The 18,272-nt window shown below is 71.6% G+C and carries 16 protein-coding genes and 2 pseudogenes; 4 read left to right on the top strand and 14 right to left on the bottom strand.

Translation table 11 applies throughout. The features are described from left to right. Positions 1 to 3: 3 nt before the first annotated feature. The 3 genes from ACZ56U_RS29045 to ACZ56U_RS29055 form a co-directional block, all read right to left on the bottom strand. On the bottom strand, positions 4 to 597 hold the full coding sequence (locus tag ACZ56U_RS29045; RefSeq protein ID WP_469086920.1) for a histidine phosphatase family protein: 594 nt from the start codon (positions 595 to 597) through the stop codon (positions 4 to 6). A gap of 122 nt (positions 598 to 719) precedes the next feature. Further along, complete coding sequence (locus ACZ56U_RS29050) at positions 720 to 1,145, bottom strand: GNAT family N-acetyltransferase (protein ID WP_469086921.1); 426 nt, start codon at positions 1,143 to 1,145, stop codon at positions 720 to 722. 102 nt (positions 1,146 to 1,247) lie between these two features. After that, a complete protein-coding gene (locus tag ACZ56U_RS29055) occupies positions 1,248 to 2,681 on the bottom strand; it encodes an aminotransferase-like domain-containing protein (protein ID WP_469086922.1) in 1,434 nt (477 codons plus the stop codon). Between ACZ56U_RS29055 and ACZ56U_RS29060 the strand changes: the two genes are divergently transcribed. Further along, on the top strand, positions 2,680 to 3,612 hold the full coding sequence (locus ACZ56U_RS29060) for a DMT family transporter (RefSeq protein WP_469086923.1): 933 nt from the start codon (positions 2,680 to 2,682) through the stop codon (positions 3,610 to 3,612). The two genes, ACZ56U_RS29055 and ACZ56U_RS29060, sit on opposite strands and share 2 nt — an antisense overlap. 144 nt (positions 3,613 to 3,756) lie before the next feature. After that, positions 3,757 to 3,957: a DUF1918 domain-containing protein gene (locus ACZ56U_RS29065; RefSeq protein WP_469086924.1), complete on the top strand. Its 201-nt coding sequence runs from the start codon at positions 3,757 to 3,759 to the stop codon at positions 3,955 to 3,957. A 16-nt stretch (positions 3,958 to 3,973) separates the two neighbouring features. Here the strand turns inward: ACZ56U_RS29065 and ACZ56U_RS29070 are convergent, their stop codons facing one another. Next, positions 3,974 to 5,233 (bottom strand): glycoside hydrolase family 10-like protein, encoded by a 1,260-nt coding sequence (locus ACZ56U_RS29070; RefSeq protein ID WP_469086989.1) that lies wholly within the window; start codon positions 5,231 to 5,233, stop codon positions 3,974 to 3,976. A gap of 300 nt (positions 5,234 to 5,533) precedes the next feature. Here ACZ56U_RS29070 and ACZ56U_RS29075 point away from each other — a divergent pair, with 300 nt between their 5' ends. Together ACZ56U_RS29075 and ACZ56U_RS29080 are read left to right on the top strand one after the other, a co-directional pair. Then, a complete protein-coding gene (locus ACZ56U_RS29075) occupies positions 5,534 to 6,394 on the top strand; it encodes a 3-hydroxybutyryl-CoA dehydrogenase (protein WP_469086925.1) in 861 nt (286 codons plus the stop codon). 223 nt (positions 6,395 to 6,617) lie between these two features. Continuing rightward, positions 6,618 to 6,875, top strand: a complete 258-nt coding sequence (locus ACZ56U_RS29080) for a hypothetical protein (RefSeq protein WP_469086926.1) — start codon at positions 6,618 to 6,620, stop codon at positions 6,873 to 6,875. 205 nt (positions 6,876 to 7,080) lie between these two features. Here the strand turns inward: ACZ56U_RS29080 and ACZ56U_RS29085 are convergent, their stop codons facing one another. From ACZ56U_RS29085 to infC, 10 genes and pseudogenes are all read right to left on the bottom strand, one after another. Then, a complete protein-coding gene (locus tag ACZ56U_RS29085) occupies positions 7,081 to 7,626 on the bottom strand; it encodes an NUDIX hydrolase (protein ID WP_469086927.1) in 546 nt (181 codons plus the stop codon). Between the two features lie 107 nt (positions 7,627 to 7,733). Then, positions 7,734 to 9,074: a transcriptional regulator gene (locus ACZ56U_RS29090; RefSeq protein WP_391242062.1), complete on the bottom strand. Its 1,341-nt coding sequence runs from the start codon at positions 9,072 to 9,074 to the stop codon at positions 7,734 to 7,736. A gap of 281 nt (positions 9,075 to 9,355) precedes the next feature. Next, a pseudogene (locus ACZ56U_RS29095) lies at positions 9,356 to 10,406 on the bottom strand (PP2C family protein-serine/threonine phosphatase); the annotation flags it as partial. A 199-nt stretch (positions 10,407 to 10,605) separates the two neighbouring features. After that, positions 10,606 to 13,122 carry a phenylalanine--tRNA ligase subunit beta gene (gene pheT, locus ACZ56U_RS29100; RefSeq protein ID WP_469086928.1) on the bottom strand — a complete coding sequence of 839 codons (2,517 nt, stop codon included), beginning with the start codon at positions 13,120 to 13,122 and terminating at the stop codon, positions 10,606 to 10,608. After that, complete coding sequence (pheS, locus tag ACZ56U_RS29105; protein WP_391242052.1) at positions 13,122 to 14,243, bottom strand: phenylalanine--tRNA ligase subunit alpha; 1,122 nt, start codon at positions 14,241 to 14,243, stop codon at positions 13,122 to 13,124. Before pheS ends, pheT begins: the two co-directional genes overlap by 1 nt. 127 nt (positions 14,244 to 14,370) lie before the next feature. Next, complete coding sequence (locus ACZ56U_RS29110) at positions 14,371 to 15,507, bottom strand: sensor histidine kinase (protein WP_469086929.1); 1,137 nt, start codon at positions 15,505 to 15,507, stop codon at positions 14,371 to 14,373. A gap of 121 nt (positions 15,508 to 15,628) precedes the next feature. Next, positions 15,629 to 16,474, bottom strand: coding sequence for a TrmH family RNA methyltransferase (locus ACZ56U_RS29115; RefSeq protein WP_469086930.1), 846 nt, complete (start codon positions 16,472 to 16,474; stop codon positions 15,629 to 15,631). Between the two features lie 93 nt (positions 16,475 to 16,567). Further along, on the bottom strand, positions 16,568 to 16,951 hold the full coding sequence (rplT, locus tag ACZ56U_RS29120; protein ID WP_391242043.1) for a 50S ribosomal protein L20: 384 nt from the start codon (positions 16,949 to 16,951) through the stop codon (positions 16,568 to 16,570). Between the two features lie 115 nt (positions 16,952 to 17,066). Beyond that, positions 17,067 to 17,261, bottom strand: a complete 195-nt coding sequence (rpmI, locus tag ACZ56U_RS29125; RefSeq protein WP_003977225.1) for a 50S ribosomal protein L35 — start codon at positions 17,259 to 17,261, stop codon at positions 17,067 to 17,069. Between the two features lie 112 nt (positions 17,262 to 17,373). After that, a pseudogene (infC, locus tag ACZ56U_RS29130) lies at positions 17,374 to 18,067 on the bottom strand (translation initiation factor IF-3). Between the last annotated feature and the right edge of the window lie 205 nt (positions 18,068 to 18,272).

Raw genomic sequence — 18,272 nt, forward strand, 5'->3', positions numbered from 1 at the left:
CCGCTACGCCCGCAACGGCTGCGTCGGCGCCCCGTCGAAACGCAGGTTCCAGCGGCCCCCGCGGCCCGTGACAGTGGTCGTCGACAGCGGGCGGACGTCGAGGTTCCAGTAGGTCGACGGCGGCGCCTTCAGCGCGTACACCAGCGCGGCGCGCACCACCGAGGGCTCGGCGACGGCGACGATCCGGCCGCCGTCCTCCACCGGCCGGGTGTCGAGCCAGCCGCCGACGCGGCCGATGAAGGCCAGCAGCGACTCCCCGCCGTGCGGGGTGCCGCGTGGGTCGGCGAGCCAGGCGTCCACCGCCTCCGGCTCGCGTGCCATCGCCTCACCCAGGGTCAGCCCACGCCAGCGGCCCATGTCGCAGTCCCGCAGCGCGAGCTGCACGAGCGGCGCATAGCCGAGGGCGTCCCCGGTCGCACGGCTGCGCGGGGTCGGCGAGCAGTAGCGCAGTTCCGCGGCGGCCAGCGGCAGCAACTCCCCCGCGGCGCGCTGCACCTCGTCCCAGCCGGCCTGGTCCAGCGGCTGGTCGTCCTCGAAGCGTTCCGCGAGGACGGGGGTGCTGCGCGCGGCGGCGACGAATGTGACCCGGAGTGCCATGCGGCGATGGTGAGCGGAGAAAGTGCGCAGGTCAAGGGAGGTTACCCAGGAGTTACGCAGGGTTGGCGAGACCTTACCGCGCGGTCGGGACCTGCCGGACAACTCATCCGAAACGAGGGGACTCAGTAGAGGTGGGCCATCCAGTGGTCCGGGTTCGCGAGCGGCGCGAACCCCGCCTTCTCGTAGACGCCGTGCGCGTCGTGGGTGGCGAGCAGGATCCGCCGCAGACCGTACGGCCTGAGGTGTTCGCGGACGGCTTCCACGAGCGCGGTCCCGATCCCCTTGCCGCGCGCGGACGGATCGACGTACACATCGCAGAGCCAGGCGAAGGTGGCCCGGTCGGTGACGATCCGGGCATACGCCACCTGCTCCCCCGAGGCCGTGTCGTACACCCCGAAGTTGAGCGACCCCGCGATCGCGCCGTCCTGCTTCTCCCGGGACCGGCCGATCGCCCAGTACGCGTCGGTGGAAAGCCAGCGGTGGACGCGGGCGGCGTCGATGCGGTCGGGGTCGGCGGAGATCTCGTAGCCGTCGGCGAGGTCGCTCATGCGGGGATCCTCGCAGGGCGGGGGGACGGCGGGCCAACGGTTTCCGCGCGCGCGTGGAGCCCCGGGTGTGCCCGCCCTCCGGCGGCACGATGACGACGAAACCTAGAGCGCCTCGTCCGCCGCCGCCCGCAACCGCCGTACCCCCTCCGCGATCTCGCCGGTCCCGGCCACCGCCGCGAAGCTCAACCGCACGTGTCCCGCCGGTGGTTCCGCGCTGAAGTAGGGGCGGCCCGGGGTGATGGCCACGCCCGCGCGGAGGGCGGCGGCGGTGAGGGCGGCTTCGTCGGCGCCGTCCGGCAGGCGCAGCCACAGGTGGTAGCCGCCCGACGGGACGTGCGGGAGGGCGAGTTCGGGAAGTTCCAGGCCGAGGGCCGTGGTCATGGTGTCGCGGCGGGTCTTCAGGTCCGCGGAGATCGCCCGCAGATGACGCGGCCAGGCGGCCGAGCCCACGAGTTCGAGCGCCGCCTCCTGCAAGGGGCGGGGGACGAAGAAGGTGTCGACGACCTGGATGGCCCGCAGCCGCTCCAGCACCGGGCCTCGGGCCGCGAGCGCGCACACCCGGAAGCTGGGCGAGGTCGCCTTGGTCAGCGAGCAGACGTGGACCACGACCCCGTCGGGGTCCTCGGCGGCCAGGGGAGGCGGCAGCTCGCCCGCGTCCGCGTGCACGAGCCGTCGTACGAAGTCGTCCTCGACGACGAACGCGCCGGCCTCGCGCGCGATGCGCAGCACCTCGCCCCGGCGTTCGGGGGCGAGCACGGCACCGGTGGGGTTCTGGAAGAGCGGCTGGCACACGAAGACCCGGGCGCCGGTGGCCCGGAAGGCGTCGGCGAGCAGCTCCGGCCTGACCCCGTCCGGGTCGACCGGCACGGGCACCGGCCGCAGCCCCGCGGCCCGGGCGATGGCCAGCATCCCCGGGTAGGTGGGCGACTCGACGAGCACCGGCGCCCCGGGCGGCGCCAGTGCGCGCAACGCGATGGTCAGCGCCGACTGCCCGCCCGCCGCGATCAGCACCTCCGCCGCCGTGACCGAGCCGCCGATGCCCCGCGCGAACCAGGAGCGCAGTTCCGCGAGTCCCTCCATGGGCGGCCGCCCCCAGGCGCCGGGCCGGCGCGCGGCGCGGGAGAGTGCCGCGGCGAGCGCCTGTTCGGGCTGGAGTGAGGGGTGGAGGTAGCCGCCGGTGAATTCGATCACGCCGGGCGGCGGCTCGGTGAGCGAGACCAGGACACCGCCGGCGTCCACCGAGCGCGGGACGGTGTCGGCCGCGCCGTCCGCGCTGAGCGCCACCTCCTGCCAGGAGGTGTCCCCGGCCGGGGCGGCGGTGGTCCGGGGCCGGGCGCGGAACACCCCGGCGCCGGGCCGGGTGACGACCAGCCCCTCGGCGGCCAGCTGCGCCAGTGCCCGCGAGACGGTCACCGGGCTCACCCGGTACTGCTCGATCAGGGCCCGGCTCGACGGCAGCTTTCCACCGGGAGAGTAGCGGTTGAGTTCGCTCCGCAACCGTTCCGCCAGCTCATCCACGCTGCTACGCTCTTGCATGAGAGCACAGAGTAGCGCTACTACGCCGATCGCGATAGCGGTTGGCAGCGATCCCGCCCCGGTCGGCAGAACCACCAGCGCTGCCGGCACCCTGCTGGCCGGTCTCGGCGTCGTCGCGTTCTCCCTCACCTTCCCCGCGACGGCCTGGGGTCTGGAGGGCTTCGGTCCCTGGTCCCTGGTCGCGGTACGCAGCGCCCTCGCCGCGCTGATCGCCGGGGGCTGTCTGCTGGCGCTGCACGTCCCGGTGCCCGCCCGGCGGTACTGGGCGGGGCTCGTCGTCGTCGCCGGCGGTGTCGTCGTCGGCTTCCCGCTGCTCACCACCCTCGCGCTGCGGACGTCGACCACCTCGCACGCGGCGGTGGTGGTCGGGCTGCTCCCGCTCACCACCGCGCTGTTCTCCGCCCTGCGCATGGGCACCCGCCCGTCCCGCACCTTCTGGACGGCCGCCCTCGCGGGAGCCGCCGCGGTCCTCGCCTTCACCGTGCAGCAGAGCGGCGGCGCCCTGACCTCGGCCGACCTGTACCTCTTCGGCGCGCTGCTGGTGTGCGCGGCCGGTTACACCGAGGGCGGCCGGCTGGCCGGGGTCATGCCGGGCTGGCAGGTCATCGGCTGGGCGCTGGTGCTGTGTCTGCCGCTCTCCGCGCCCGCCGCCGCGGTGGCTCTGTCGTACGAGCCCGCGCACCTCACCGCGCACAGCGTGCTCGGGCTGCTGTGGGTGGCGGCGGGCTCGCAGTTCCTCGGTCTGGTCGTCTGGTACCGGGGCATGGCGGCGATCGGCATCCCCAAGGCCAGCCAGTTGCAGTTGGCCCAGCCCCTGCTCACACTGGTGTGGTCGGTACTGCTGCTGGGTGAGCACCTGACGCCGGCCGCCCCGCTGACGGCCGCGGCGGTGCTCGTCTGTATCGCCGTCACCCAGCGGGCACGAGGCTGAGCGGCGCGCACGCGCCCGGTTCCCACCGGGCCCCCGCGCCGTAAACCCAACGCTGAAACCAACGCTGAAACTCAACGCTGAAACCAACGCTGAAACTCAACGCTACGGACCGATGCTCCCGCACCTGGCGAGGAGGACCGACAGATGCGCGCAACCGTGGGCGACCAGCTTGTGCAGCACGGCAGGGTGGTCGGACAGCACGACAAGATCGGCGAGATCGTCGAGGTCATGGGCCAGGAGGGCAACCCCCCGTTCCGCGTCCGCTTCGAGGACGGGCACACGGGCGTGTGCTCACCCGGCCCCGACACCGAGATCCGCCACAAGGACGAAATGCACCAGGCCTAGGCCGGCACGGCCCAGGTCAGCGTGAGGGCTTCGCCGGCTGCTGGTAGTGGTCGGCGACCACGCGCGCCATGGCGCCGACCCGGTCCGCGGTCACTTCCCTGGCGGCGAAGTACACATGCCCGCACACCTCCGGGTGCTCCTTGGCGAGGGTGAGGTGCCGGGACAGTTCGGCGGGGTCCTGCCAGGCGGCGGGCTGCGCCGGGTCACCGGCCTTGTACAGCGCCTCGCCCACGTACAGCTTCGTCCTGCTCCCCCGCGCCACCTCGGCCCACCAGGGCACGAGCTTCGCGTAGTCGGCGGCCGCGAAACCGATGTTCCAGTAGAGCTGCGGCACCAGGTAGTCGATCCAGCCCTCCCGGACCCACTTGCGGGTGTCCGCGAAGTTGTCGTCGTACGACTGCACCCCCGCGCGCGTGGCGGAGCCGAGCGGATCGGTGGCGGCGTTGCGCCACACCCCGAAGGGGCTGATGCCGAACCGGGTGCCCGGCCGGATCTCCTTGATCCGGTCCGCGGTCTCCCGCACCAGCCGGTCGATGTTGTCCCGCCGCCAGTCCGCCCGGGAGGAGAAGCCGCCGCCGTGCTCGTCGTAGGCCGCGTCGTCGTCGAAGGTCTGGCCGGCCACCGGGTAGGGGTAGAAGTAGTCGTCGAAGTGGACCGCGTCCACCGGGTACTTCTCCACCGCGTCCAGGATCGCGTCCTGCACGAAGGCGCGTACCTCCGGCAGCCCGGGGTTGTAGTAGAGCTTCCCGCCGTAGGTCACCACCCAGTCCGGGTGCCGGCGCGCCGGGTGCGAGGCGACGAGCTTGGCCGGGTCGGGCTGGTTGGAGACGCGGTACGGGTTGAACCAGGCGTGCAGTTCCAGGCCCCGTGCGTGCGCCTCGCGTACCGCCGTGCCGAGCGGGTCCCAGCCGGGGGATGTGCCCTGGGTGCCGGTGAGGTACTGCGCCCAGGGCTCGTACGGCGAGGGCCACAGCGCATCCGCGGTCGGCCTGACCTGGAGGATCACCGTGTTGAGACGGTCCGCCACCGCCTTGTCGAGGTGGGCGATCAGCTCGGCCCGCTGCTGGGCGGCGCTCAGCCCGCTCCGGGACGGCCAGTCCCGGTTGGCCACGGTCGCGATCCACACGCCCCGCATCTCCCGGGCGGCTCGCCTGCGGTGGGGCTTGGAACCGCCCGCCGCCGCGGCACCGGCGGCCACCGCGCCGCCTCCCGCCATGAGCGCCGAGAAGGCGGTCACCGTGAACGCCCGCCGCGACAGCCGTGACTTTGGATGCATCCTCACTCGTACCTCCCTGCGCGCCGTCTGTCCGCGGCTCAGACTGCCATGGGGTGCCCGGACATCCGGTCAGCGATCGCCGAGGCGGACGTGCGGGTTTCCGGGAGGTGCCGAACCTCTCAGCCCTGCGCGCACACCCGTGCGAACCCCCGGGGTTTCCCTCGCCCCGCGGCAGAGCCGTCGTCGAGCGGCACCGACCCGACCGATCGATCATCGATACTTTCCAGTAACGTGCACGAACGGAGCAGGCACCGTGACCGCGGCACCCTGCGACGTCCGTAGACCAGCGAAAGGGACGATGTGACCGACATCGAGCGCGTCGGAGTGGTGGGCTGCGGCCAGATGGGAGCGGGCATCGCCGAGGTGTGCGCCCGCTCCGGCCTGGACGTGAAGGTCGCCGAGACCACCGGCGAGGCCCTGGAGATCGGCCGGACCCGGCTGCTCAACTCCCTGGCGAAGGCCGCCGAGCGCGGCAAGATCAGCGAGGAGGAGCGGGACGCGGCGCTGGCCCGCCTGTCCTTCACCACCGACCTCGGCGAGTTCGCCGACCGTGACCTCGTCATCGAGGCCGTCGTCGAGAACGAGCAGGTCAAGACCGAGATCTTCCAGGTCCTGGACCAGGTCGTGACCCGCCCGGACGCGATCCTCGCCTCCAACACCTCCTCCATCCCCCTGGTGAAGCTGGCGGTCGCCACCTCGCGCCCCGACCACGTCATCGGCATCCACTTCTTCAACCCCGCCCCGGTGCAGCAGCTCGTCGAGCTGATCCCCGCGCTCACCACCTCCGAGGGCACGATCAGCCGCGCCCAGGCCTTCGCCGAGAAGCTGCTCGGCAAGCACGCGATCCGCGCCCAGGACCGCTCCGGGTTCGTGGTCAACGCGCTGCTGGTGCCGTACCTGCTCTCCGCGATCCGCATGTTCGAGTCGGGCATCGCCGGCCGCGAGGACATCGACAACGGCATGGAGATGGGCTGCGCCCACCCGATGGGCCCGCTGAAGCTGTCGGATCTGATCGGCCTGGACACCATCGTCTCCATCGCCCACTCGATGTACGAGGAGTACAAGGAACCGCTGTACGCCGCTCCCCCGCTGCTCCAGCGCATGGTGGACGCCGGCCGCCTCGGCCGCAAGACCGGTTCCGGCTTCTACACCTACGGCTGACAGCACGCGACGTGGTGCACAGTGCCCGTTCCAGGGTGCCGATGACACAGTGCGACGAACACGGGCCCGGCACTCTTCGGAGCGCCGGGCCCGCCGTATTCACACACCGTGTGCGCGCCGGGCACGCATATGCCCATCGCACACTCTCCCCACGCGCCCACCAGGGGAGTTGACTCCTCATGCGCATGCAAGGGATGTGATGACTACGGAAAGGAGCGGACCCGTGACCGCCGAACCGGAGCATCCCGTGGTCCATGGAGAACTCGCAGAGTTACGCCGCCGACTCGATGTCGCCTATGCGCGCGTCGAGGGAGGGCTCGCTCTGCTCAGCCATCGCACGGAGGAGACGGACAAGGAACTGGACGACCTGAGCGCACGCATCATCGCGCTGGAGCACTCCCGTTGGCCGCTGCCCGCCGTCGCGGCACTGACAGCCGTGGGCGCGCTCATCGTGGCGATCTGGCAGGCCATCGGACACTAGGGCAGGTTGTGAAAGCGGCCCCTTTCGGGCGCGGGCGAGCGGGGTCCGGTGCGCGCGGCCGCGAGGCCGGGGTGGACGCCCCCGCGAGCGAGTTCGGACGCGGAGGGGCGGCCACCTCGGACAGGCCGCAGGCGTACGTGCCGGACCCCGCGCCCCCGGTGTGATCCGCCGGCGAGGCCCCGGGCGCGGGACGCGGTGGGGGATGTCAGGGCAAGGCGTCCTGCCCGAGCCTGAGATGGTGCAGCAGCAGTAACGCGGCCGCCATGTTGGCGGCCGGGACCTCACCCCGGGCGACCATGTCGGGGACGAGCTTGAGGGGGACCCATTCCCGGCGGTCCGACTCGAAGTCGTCCACGGGGTGCCCGATGTACTCGCCCTCGTCGGCCCAGTAGATGTGGTGCCGGGCGTCGGTGAGGCCGTTGGACGGTTCCACGCTCATGAGGTGGCGCAGAGGTCCCGGTCGCCAGCCGGTCTCCTCCTCGAGTTCCCTGGCGGCCGCGTACGCGATGTCCTCGCCGTCCTCGACGACGCCCGCGGCCAGTTCCCACCCCCAGCTGTCGGTGATGAAGCGGTGGCGCCACAGGAGGAGGACCTCGTTGGCCTCGTTCACCACCGTGGCCACGGCGACGGGCCGCAGCCGTATCAGGAAGTGGTCGAGATGCCGGCCGTCCGGCAGCTCGACATCCGCGAGGTTGACGCTGAACCAGCGGTTTTCATACACGGTTTGTTCGTTCTGTTTCGTCCACTGCACGGTTCTGCCACCTTCCGTCAGGTAAGTGGCAATATCGCAGCAGGAGCAGTTCGGCAGCAGACGCCGAGAGGCCCCTCACCGCGGCGGCGCAGTGAGGGGAGGGGGGTTTACAACGGTACGCGCAGCGCCCCGTCGATCAGTTCGGCTGCCTCGGCCGTGCCCGCGCAGCCGTTGCGGACCAGGTGCTCGCGCACCGCGCGGAGTCTGTCGCGCAGGCGCTGGGACTCCATTCCACGGGCCTGTTCGGCCATCTGCACCGCCGTGGCCACCGCTTTGTCGGCGTTGCCCTGGCGCAGCTCGATCGTGCTGAGCATGGCGAGCCGGTGCACCCGGCCGCGGTCGTGGGCGGGGTTGTCGACGGCCTGCGCGGCATGCTCGCGCGCCGCCACCAGTTCGCCGAGGCTGAGCAGCGCCTCCGCCACCTGGACGTTGACCAGTCCCGGCTGGACATAGCCCGTTTCGTCGGGTTCGTATCCCCGCCGGATGCGTTCTGCGGCCTGCTCGGCACGCCGGATGCAGGACAGCGCGCTCGTGCCGTCACCGAGGTGCGCGTACGCCTTCGCCTGCATCGCGTACAGGTCGGAGGCGAGGGCCGGGGTGATGTGCTTGCCCGCGGCGCGCAGCGCGGCCTCCGCGAAGGCGACGGCCTGCCGGTGCTCGCGCATGAACAGCGACTGGTTGACCAGGAGCGCGATCACATACGCGCCAAGTCCCCGGTCGCCACTGGCCTTCGCCAGCCTGAGCGCCTGGTGGAAGTAGCGCTGGGCGAGCCCGTGCGCGTCGGAGTCGTACGCGCAGATCCCCGCGACCGCCACCAAGCCGCCGGTCGCCCGGTGCAGTTGGCGTCCGATCTCGTCGGTGTAGCTGCCGCGCAGCAGCGGCGCGGCCTCGGCGTTGAGGAAGCCGACGATCCGGGTACGGGTCGCCACGCCGCCGGTCTTGCGGTACATCTGCTCGTAGTGCGTGCGGGCGGCCCGCAGCATCTCCAGGTCACCGGCGGTGACCCGGTGCCGGCCGCCACGCGACACGTCCACGTCCTCGGGCGGGTTCTCCCACTCCCACACCGGCATGACGGCGGGCGTGCCGGTGACCGCGGGAGCGCCCAGGACGTGCGGCCGCTGCTGCTCGTCGGAGCGCCACAGGGCGGTGGCCCGCTCGACGAACCCGGAGAGCGAGGTGGTGTGCGGCGTCGCGGGCTCACCGGGGACGCCGAGACCGATGTCGTCGAGGGTGACCGTGCGGCGCAGCCGGGCGGCGAGCACCTCGCAGATCAGGTCGGGGACCTGGCCGCGAGGGCGCTGTCCCTTCAACCACCGCGCCACGGCGGTGTGTTCGTACCGGAGTGCGAGTCCGCGCGCACGGCCGGCCTGGTTCACGTGTGCGGCCAGCCCCGCGTGCGAGATCCCCGCCTCGTCCAGGATCGCGTCGAGCAGAGTATTGGGCTGCATATATGCCCCCGGGTGGCTCGGTGCCAGTCAGAGTAGTAGGTGTGGCTTCACACGGGGTGTGAACGGAGTGCTCGAATCCGTAGCGTGCGCGCACTGTCGCGGAGAGTTTCCAGCCGGTTGACTGAAATGCCTCGCAAGAGGCCGGCCGGGCCGCCGGCTCCCCCTCGTACAGTGCGGCGGCCCGCATCCGCCGTCCGCCCAGCTGCCTGCCCGACACTCCGTGGCGGGGCGGACGGCGCCGCCGACTCTCGGGAGAACGACCAAACGCCGTCACGTTCACGGTGCGTTGTCGGCTGCGGGTGCATCGCGGCTGGTCGCGCCCACGCGGCGGAGCCGCATGTCGATACAGCCCCGCGCCCCCGAGGCATGCCCCTGGCACCGCTCGTTTCGCAGTACCAGTAGGGCGATGTCGTCCGTGGGGGTTTTCGCCGCATGGCGCGACAGGCCTGCGAAGACCGAACCGAGTACCGCCTGAGCGGCCCCGCCGGCAGCTTTCGCCAAAGCCCCCGGCAGGGAGAAGAACCGGCCATGAGCGTCTCTCGTGTCCTCCGCCCCGTCCGTGTGGAGGACCAGGGTCTCGCCGGGGAGGAGGTATCCGCAGTGCAGGGGCGGCAGTTCGGGCGGGAGCGGGAACGGCCCGAGCGGTGGGAGAGGATCCGCTCGGGTCAGGGGGTCGACCCGTGCGCCGCTCAGCAGGTACGGCCAGGGGTGCCCGCAGTTCAGCGCGTACAGGTCGCCGTCCTGGCCGATCTCCAGGAGCAGTACGGTGACGAACTCCTCGGCGACCGGGTCGTCGTCCCCGGCCCGCGCACGCAGGTGTCTGTCCAGCGCGCGCTCCAACCGGCGCAGCACACCGCCGAGTTCGGGCTCGTCGTGCACCGCCTCACGGAAGCTGCCGAGCACGGCGGCGGCCGTGCCGAGGGCGGTGAGTCCGTGGCCCCGGACGTCGCCCATGACGACCCGTACGCCATGCTCGGTGGCGATCACCTCGTACAGGTCGCCCCCTACCGAGGCGCCGCGATCGGCGGACAGCTGGGCGGCGGCGACGGCCAGTCCGTCGACGCGGGGCGGCAGCGGCCGCAACAGGGCGCTCTGCGCGGCACCGGCGACCTGCCGGATCTGCCGTAACTCACGCAGCAGCGCGTGCCGGACGTGGAGTATGAGTCCGGTGCCCACGGCGAAGAACACGGCGCTGGTCGCAAGGCGCGCCTCGAAGCCGTTCTGCTGGGCGAGCGGACAGGTCAGCTTGTAGGTGACGGCCACGGCACCCCAGGCGCTGGGCAGCCCCAGCGCGAGCATCGTGCGGGGAACCCGACCCCTGATACGGATCATGCCGACGGCCCCCCAATAGGCCCAGACAGCACAGAAGGACCGACCCCGAAGGGCCGGTCCGATTCTGTCGACAGCATGACCCGGATGGACCAGATCACCAGGAAATGTCACTCAATTGAGTGACGTGACCGCAGGCGTCCCCAAGGGGCGCGGGGAACTGCGCGACCAGCCACAGCTCACCCGCACCCGGCACACGACATCAGCCGCGCAGCACGGCTCCCGTACGCTCGCCCGCCAGGGCAACCGCGGCGTCCCTGGCAGCCGATGCCTCGTCGACCGTCAGCGTCCGATCCGCCGCCCGGAACCGGAGCGCGTACGCGAGCGACTTCTTGCCGTCCCCCAGCTGCTCCGCGTTCTCGTACACGTCGAACAGCCGGATCGCCTCGAGGAGTTCGCCCGCGCCCTCACGCAGCGCGGCCTCCACGTCGGCGTGCGGCACGAACCGGTCCACGACCAGCGCCACATCCTGCGTGGCGACCGGGAACGTGGAGATGCCTGGCGCCTGCGGCGTGTCGTCGCCGACCGCCTCCAGCGCGTCCAGGTCCACCTCCATCGCGCAGGTGCGGGCGGGCAGGCCGAAGGCCTTCAGTACGCGCGGGTGCAGCTCACCGGCATGGCCGACGACCTTCTCCCCGCCCTCGGCGACCACCACGAGCTCGGCACACCGCCCCGGGTGCCACGGCCCGTACTGTCCGCCGCGCACGACCAGCTCGACGCCGGCCTCACGGGCGACGACCCGCGCCGCCTCGATCGCGTCGGCCCAGTTGGCCGGACGGCCCTTGCCCCACCAGCCGGCCTGCTCCCGCGCACCGGCGAGCACGACGGCGGCGTGCCGGGGCTGCTCGGGCAGCGCGGCGTCCAGCGAGGCGAGTTCCTCGTCCGTGGGGCGCCGGTCGACGGGCAGCGAGACGGCGACCCGCTGCTCCTCGCGCGGGAGGAAGACCAGGCCGGTCTCGAAGAGCGCCAGGTCGTGCGAACCGCGGCCGTCGTTGCGCCGCAGCGCGCCGAGGAGGCCCGGCAGCAGCGACGTGCGCAGCGCGGGCTCCTCGTCGTTGAGCGGGTTGGTCAGTCTCACGACCCGGCGGGCCGGGTCGTCGGCCTCCAGCAGGAGCTGGTCGAAGACCTGCTCCCCGAGGAAGGGGTAGTTCGGCGCCTCGACGTACCCGGCGCCGGCCAGCGCCCGGCCGACACGGCGGTGCAACCGCTGCCGGTGGGTCAGGCCGCGGCCCGAGGGGGGCTTGGGCAGCGTGGAGGGCAGGTTCTCGTAGCCCTCCAGGCGGATGACCTCTTCGGCCAGGTCGTTGACCTCGGCGAGGTCGGGACGCCAGGACGGGGCGGTGACGATCAGCTCGTCCTGCCCGTACACGTCACAGCCGACCTCCTGGAGGCGGCGTACGACGGTCTCGCGGCCGTAGTCCACGCCCGCCACCTTGTCCGGGTGGTTCGCCGGCATGGTGATGGTGTGCGGTGCGGAGGGCGTGGCGATCTCGGTGACACCGGCGTCGGCGGTGCCGCCCGCGAGCAGCACGAGCAGGTCGACGGTGCGCTGGGCGGCCGCGGCGGCGGCCGCCGGGTCGACGCCGCGCTCGAAGCGCCGGGACGCCTCGGAGGACAGCTTGTGCCGGCGGGCGGTACGCGCGATCGACACCGCGTCGAAGTGCGCGGCCTCGATGACGACGTCGGTCGAGGCGCTCTCCACGTCCGCGTCGTGGTCGGCGATCTCGGTGTTGGCGCCGCCCATGACACCGGCGAGGCCGATCGGACCGCGGTCGTCGGTGATGACCAGGTCCTCGGCGTGCAGCTTCCGCTTCACCCCGTCGAGGGTGACGATCTCCTCGCCCGCACCGGCCCGGCGCACCCCGATGGTGCCCTGGACCAGCTTCCGGTCGTAGGCGTGCAGCGGCTGGCCGAGCTCCATCATCACGTAGTTGGTGACGTCGACGGCGAGCGAGATCGGGCGCATGCCGACCTTCTGCAGCCGGCGCGTCAGCCAGAGCGGGGACCGCGCCTCGGGGCTGAGGCCGCTGACCGTGCGGGCGGTGAAGCGGTCGCAGCCGAGGGGCTCCGAGATCTGGACCGGGTAGCCGTAGGCGTTCGGGCCGGGGACGTCGAGGAGCGCAGGGTCGCGCAGCGGCAGGCCGTAGGCGATGGCGGTCTCGCGGGCGACACCGCGGATGGACAGGCAGTCGCCGCGGTTGGCGGTGACGGCGATGTCCAGGACCTCGTCGACCAGTTCCAGGAGCTCGATGGCGTCCTTGCCGACCTCGGTCTCCGGCGGCAGCACGATGATGCCGTGGCTGCCGTCGTCGCCCATGCCCAGCTCGTCGCCGGAGCAGATCATGCCGTGGGACGTCTTGCCGTACGTCTTGCGCGCGGAGATCGAGAAGCCGCCCGGCAGGGTGGCGCCGGGCAGGACCACGACGACCTTGTCGCCGACGGCGAAGTTCCGGGCGCCGCAGACGATCTCCTGGGGCTCGCCGGTTCCGTTGGCCTGGCCGACGTCGACCGTGCAGAAGCGGATGGGCTTCTTGAAGCCCTCCAGCTCCTCGATGGTCAGCACCTGGCCGACGACCAGGGGACCCTTGAGGTCGGCGCCGAGGTGCTCGACGGTCTCGACCTCGAGGCCGGCCGAGATGAGCTTGGCCTGGACGTCACGGCCGGTTTCGGTCGCCGGCAGGTCGACGTACTCCCGCAGCCAAGAAAGCGGGACCCGCATCAGATCTCCATCCCGAACGGCCGGGTGAACCGGACGTCACCCTCGACCATGTCTCGCATGTCTTCGACGTTGTGGCGGAACATCAGCATCCGCTCGATGCCGAACCCGAAGGCGAAGCCGCTGTACTTCTCCGGGTCGACGCCACAGGCGGTGAGCACCTTGGGGTTGACCATGCCGCAGCCGCCGAGCTCGATCCAGCCCTCGGAGGAGCAGGTGCGACAGGGGCGGTCGGGGTTGCCGACGGACTCGCCGCGGCAGACGTAGCACACCATGTCCATCTCGGCGGACGGCTCGGTGAAGGGGAAGAAGTTCGGCCGCAGCCGGGTCTTCATGCCCTCGCCGAACAGGGCCTGGACCATGTGGTCCATGGTGCCCTTGAGGTCGGCCATGGTCAGGCCCTCGTCGACGGCCAGCAGCTCGACCTGGCGGAAGACCGGGGTGTGCGTGGCGTCCAGCTCGTCGGTGCGGTAGACGACGCCGGGGCAGATCACGTACACCGGCAGCTCACGGCTCAGCAGCGAGCGGATCTGCACGGGCGAGGTGTGGGTGCGCAGCACGACACCGGACTCGGTGCCGCCCTCGGGGCCCTGCACGAAGAAGGTGTCGGCCTCGCCGCGGGCCGGGTGGTCCGGGCCGATGTTGAGCGCGTCGAAGTTGAACCACTCGGCCTCGACCTGCGGGCCCTCGGCGACCTCGTAGCCCATGGCCACGAAGACGTCCTCGATGCGCTCCGACAGCGTGGTGAGCGGGTGGCGGGCGCCGGCCGGTACGCGGTCGTACGGCAGCGTGACGTCCACCGACTCCTCGACCAGCACGCGCGCGTCGCGCTCGGCCTCCAGTTCGGCCTGCCGGCCCGCGAGGGCCTTGTTCACGGCGCCGCGGGCCTGTCCGACGAGCTTTCCGGCGGCGGCCTTGGCCTGCGGGGGCAGGGCTCCGATCTCGCGGTTGGCGAGGGCCAGCGGCGAGGTGCCGCCGGTGTGGGCGACCTTGGCCTCCTGGAGCGCGTCGAGGGAGTCCGCGGCGGCGAAGGCGGCGAGCGCCTCGTCCCGCATGCGCTCGATCTCTTCCGGTTTCAGGGCCTCGACCTCTACAGGGTCGTACGACTTGTTCGGTGCCGACATCTCTTCCCGTGCTTCCGATTGGCTGGCGGATGGTCCCCGTGACCGGCGCTCAAGCCGTGTGCAGGACACAAAGGTGCCAAAGGCCGAGTCTAACGGGGTGAGGGTGTACGTATGCGCCCGTGGGCCGCTAGGCGAGATACGCCGGCGCCGCCACGGGCAACGTAAATCGGAACTCGGCGCCGCCCTCGGGGGCGCGGCCGACGGTGATGGTGCCGCCGTGGGCCTCGACGATGCCCTTGACGATGTACAGCCCGAGGCCGGTGCCGCCGCGCTTGCTGCCCCGCCAGAAGCGGGTGAAGACGCGGTTCATGGACTCCTCCGGGATGCCGGACCCCTCGTCGCTCACCGTGACCGACGTGCCGACGTCCTCTCCCTCTCGGGGGGACGCCGAGGGCGTGATGTCAATCGTGACCGTTCCCTCGCCGTGGCGCACGGCATTTTCCAGGAGGTTGCTGAGCACCTGGTCGATCTTGTCGGGGTCGGCCCACAGCATGGGCAGTGGCTGCTCGATGCGGAGCAGGAAGCGGTCGGCGGTCTGTCCGGCGGCGACGTACGCCTGGATGTGCCGCCCCACGGCCGCCCCGATGTCGACGGGCTGCCGCCGTACCTCCAGGCGCCCGGAGTCGATGCGCGAGATGTCCAGCAGCTCGGCGATGAGCCGGGTGACCCGGTCGGCGTCGGCGTCGACGGTCTCCAGCATCAGCCGCTTCTGGTCGTCGGTGAACCGCTCCCACTTGGCGAGCAGGGTCGCGGTGAAGCCCTTGACGGAGGTGAGCGGGGAGCGCAGCTCGTGGGCGACGGTGGCGATCAGCTCGGCGTGACTGCGTTCGGTGCGGCGCCGGGCCTCGGTGTCCCGGAGGGAGACGACGACGCGGTGCACGGGCCCGGTGGGTTCGGTGCGCACGTACTGCGCGCAGACGAGGACCTCGTGGCCGCCGGGCAGGAGCAGGTTCCGCTCGGGCTGCCGGCGCCGGATGGCCAGACCGCCGTAGGGATCGGTCACCTGCCACCAGCGGCGCCCCTCCAGGTCCTCCAACGGCAGGGCCTTGTCCAGGCGCTGCCCGAGGGCTTCGGCGGCGGGGAGGGCGGTGATGCGTTCGGCGGCGGCGTTGAAGCAGATGACCCGGCCGTGCTCGTCGGCGACGACCAGTCCGTCGGGCAGCACGTCGGGGTCGATGCCGGACCCGGCGGGATCAGCGGGACCGGGCGCGGCCCCCTGCCGCGCGTCCCGTGCTCCCGGTGCGCTGCTCGTGCCGACACTCATCCCCGTACCCCACCTCTCACGACGGCTGAGGGGCCCCCGAGCTGGTCACCCTACTAGCCCCTGCCGCCGGTTTCCCGCCGTCCGCCCGAAGGGTGGCCCGGCGGCGATCCGGTGGCCGGGCTCAGCCGCGGGTGACGGAGCGGCACCCTCCGGGGGCGCGCTGCGCACGGGCCGACGCGTAGAGACATACGGCGGCGGCGGTCGCCAGGTTCAGGCTCTCGGCCTTTCCGTGGATCGGGACGCGCACCACGGCGTCGGCGAGCGCGCGGGTCTCCTCCGGGAGCCCCCAGGCCTCGTTGCCGAACACCCAGGCGGTGGGCCCGCCCATGGTCCCCTGGTCGAGTTCGTCGTCGAGGTCGTCCGTCCCGGCCCCGTCGGCGGCGAGGATCCGCACCCCGGCGTCCTTGAGCCCCTGGACCGCCTCCTCGACGGGCACCCCGACGGCGACCGGCAGATGGAACAGCGACCCCACGGAGGCCCGTACGGCCTTGGGGTTGTAGAGGTCCACCGAGGCGTCGGTCAGCACGACGGCCTCGGCCCCGGCGGCGTCGGCGCACCGCAGGACGGTCCCGGCGTTGCCGGGATCACGGACGTTCGCGAGCACCGCGACCAGCTGGGGCCGGGCGGCGAGGATCTCCTCGAAGGGCGTGTCGAGGAAGCGGCAGATCCCGACGAGCCCCTGCGGGGTGACGGTGGTGGAGATGTCGGCGATGACGTCCTCGGACGCGAGATGGACCCGCGCTCCGGTGCCGCGGACGGAGCCGATGATGTCGGCGTAGCGCTCCGCGGCGTCGACCGTGGCGAACAGCTCGACCAGTGTGTCCTTGTGCCCGGCCGCCTCCCGGACGGCCTGCGGCCCCTCGGCCAGGAACAGCCGCTCCTTCCCCCGGAAGTTCCGCCGCGCGAGCCGCCGGGCGGCGGAGACACGGGGGGAACGGGGGGAGATCAGCTCGGGGGCAGCACTCATCGGACTCACTTTCACCATCTGTTCAACGCGACGGACCCGCGGGCAACAGCCCGCGGGTCCGCACAGTCACGTCGGCCTAGGCCATCCGCGGCGTCAGGCCGCCTTGGGGGCGTTGACGTCGTCCGGCAGCGCCTTCTGCGCGGCCTCGACCAGCGCGGCGAACGCGGTGGCGTCGTTCACGGCCAGCTCGGCCAGGATCTTGCGGTCGACCTCGATGTTCGCGGCCTTCAGACCCTGGATGAAGCGGTTGTACGTGATGCCGTTGGCGCGGGCAGCGGCGTTGATGCGCTGGATCCACAGCTGACGGAAGTCGCCCTTGCGCTTCTTGCGGTCGTTGTAGTTGTAGACCAGCGAGTGGGTGACCTGCTCCTTGGCCTTGCGGTACAGGCGCGAACGCTGACCGCGGTAGCCGGAGGCCGCCTCGAGGATCGCCCGGCGCTTCTTGTGGGCGTTGACTGCCCGCTTGACGCGTGCCACTTGTTTAACTCCTTGTAGCGGGGCCGTGGTGGGACTCACACGGCCCGGAATCGATAGGGTCCCGGTCCAGACGTACGGCGCGGGGAGATCTTCTACAGATCACGCGCCGCGTACGTCACTTGCCGAGAAGCTTCTTGATCTTCGCGGCGTCGCCCGGGGCCATCTCGGCGTTGCCGGTGAGGCGACGCGTCACGCGGGACGACTTGTGCTCGAGCAGGTGGCGCTTGCCGGCGCGCTCGCGGAGCACCTTGCCGGAGCCGGTGATCTTGAAGCGCTTGCTGGCACCGCTGTGCGACTTGTTCTTCGGCATAGCGCCGTTCTCTCCTCTGGGTGGCGCTCCGGTGCCCGGTCGTGAAACCGGGCACGCGGTGGAGCGTCGCTCTTGTATCGGTTACATCCTGTGGGACTCGCGTCCCCCGGGATCACGCCTCGGCGGGAGCCTCGGCAGGAGCCTCGTCGTCCTCGGCGTCCGCGTTGACGGCGTCGGGGTCCGCGGCGTTCTGCGACTTGCCGGGGTTCGCCTTCGCTTCGGCCTTGCGGGCCTCCTGCGCCTGACGGGCCTCGGCCATCGCCTCGGTCTTCTTCTTGTGCGGACCGAGAACCATGATCATGTTTCGGCCGTCCTGCTTCGGGTTCGACTCAACGAACCCGAGGTCGGCCACGTCCTCCGCGAGCCGCTGCAGCAGTCGGTAGCCGAGCTCCGGCCGGGACTGCTCGCGACCACGGAACATGATCGTGATCTTGACCTTGTCGCCCTGCTTGAGGAACCGGACGACGTGACCCTTCTTGGTGTCATAGTCGTGCGGGTCGATCTTCGGCCGGAGCTTCATCTCCTTGATGACCGTGTGCGCCTGGTTCTTGCGCGCCTCACGGGCCTTCATGGCCGACTCGTACTTGAACTTCCCGTAGTCCATGAGCTTGCACACAGGCGGACGGGCGGTCGCCGCCACCTCGACCAGGTCCAGGTCGTACTCCTGCGCAAGCTCCAGTGCCTTGGCCAGCGGGACGATGCCCACCTGCTCGCCACTGGGACCGACAAGTCGCACCTCTGGAACGCGAATCCGGTCGTTGATGCGGGGCTCGGCGCTGATGGATCCTCCTCGGTTAGCACCACACGGCGGTCTGGCGGACAGCCGCGTTTGTCTCTTCTAGACAGACCTAACCGCGCCGAAGCACAAAAAATGCCCCGGACGATCACAAGACGGGGCTCCAAAGCACTGCCGGAGCACCGCCGCGATGATCGCGGGGCGCACATTCGGGCGACTCCATCGTCCGTACGGAACGATGGTGGCCGCCTGACCGGGGTGACCCGCCGTCCCGG

The organism is Streptomyces sp. NPDC034103, assembly GCF_055575395.1.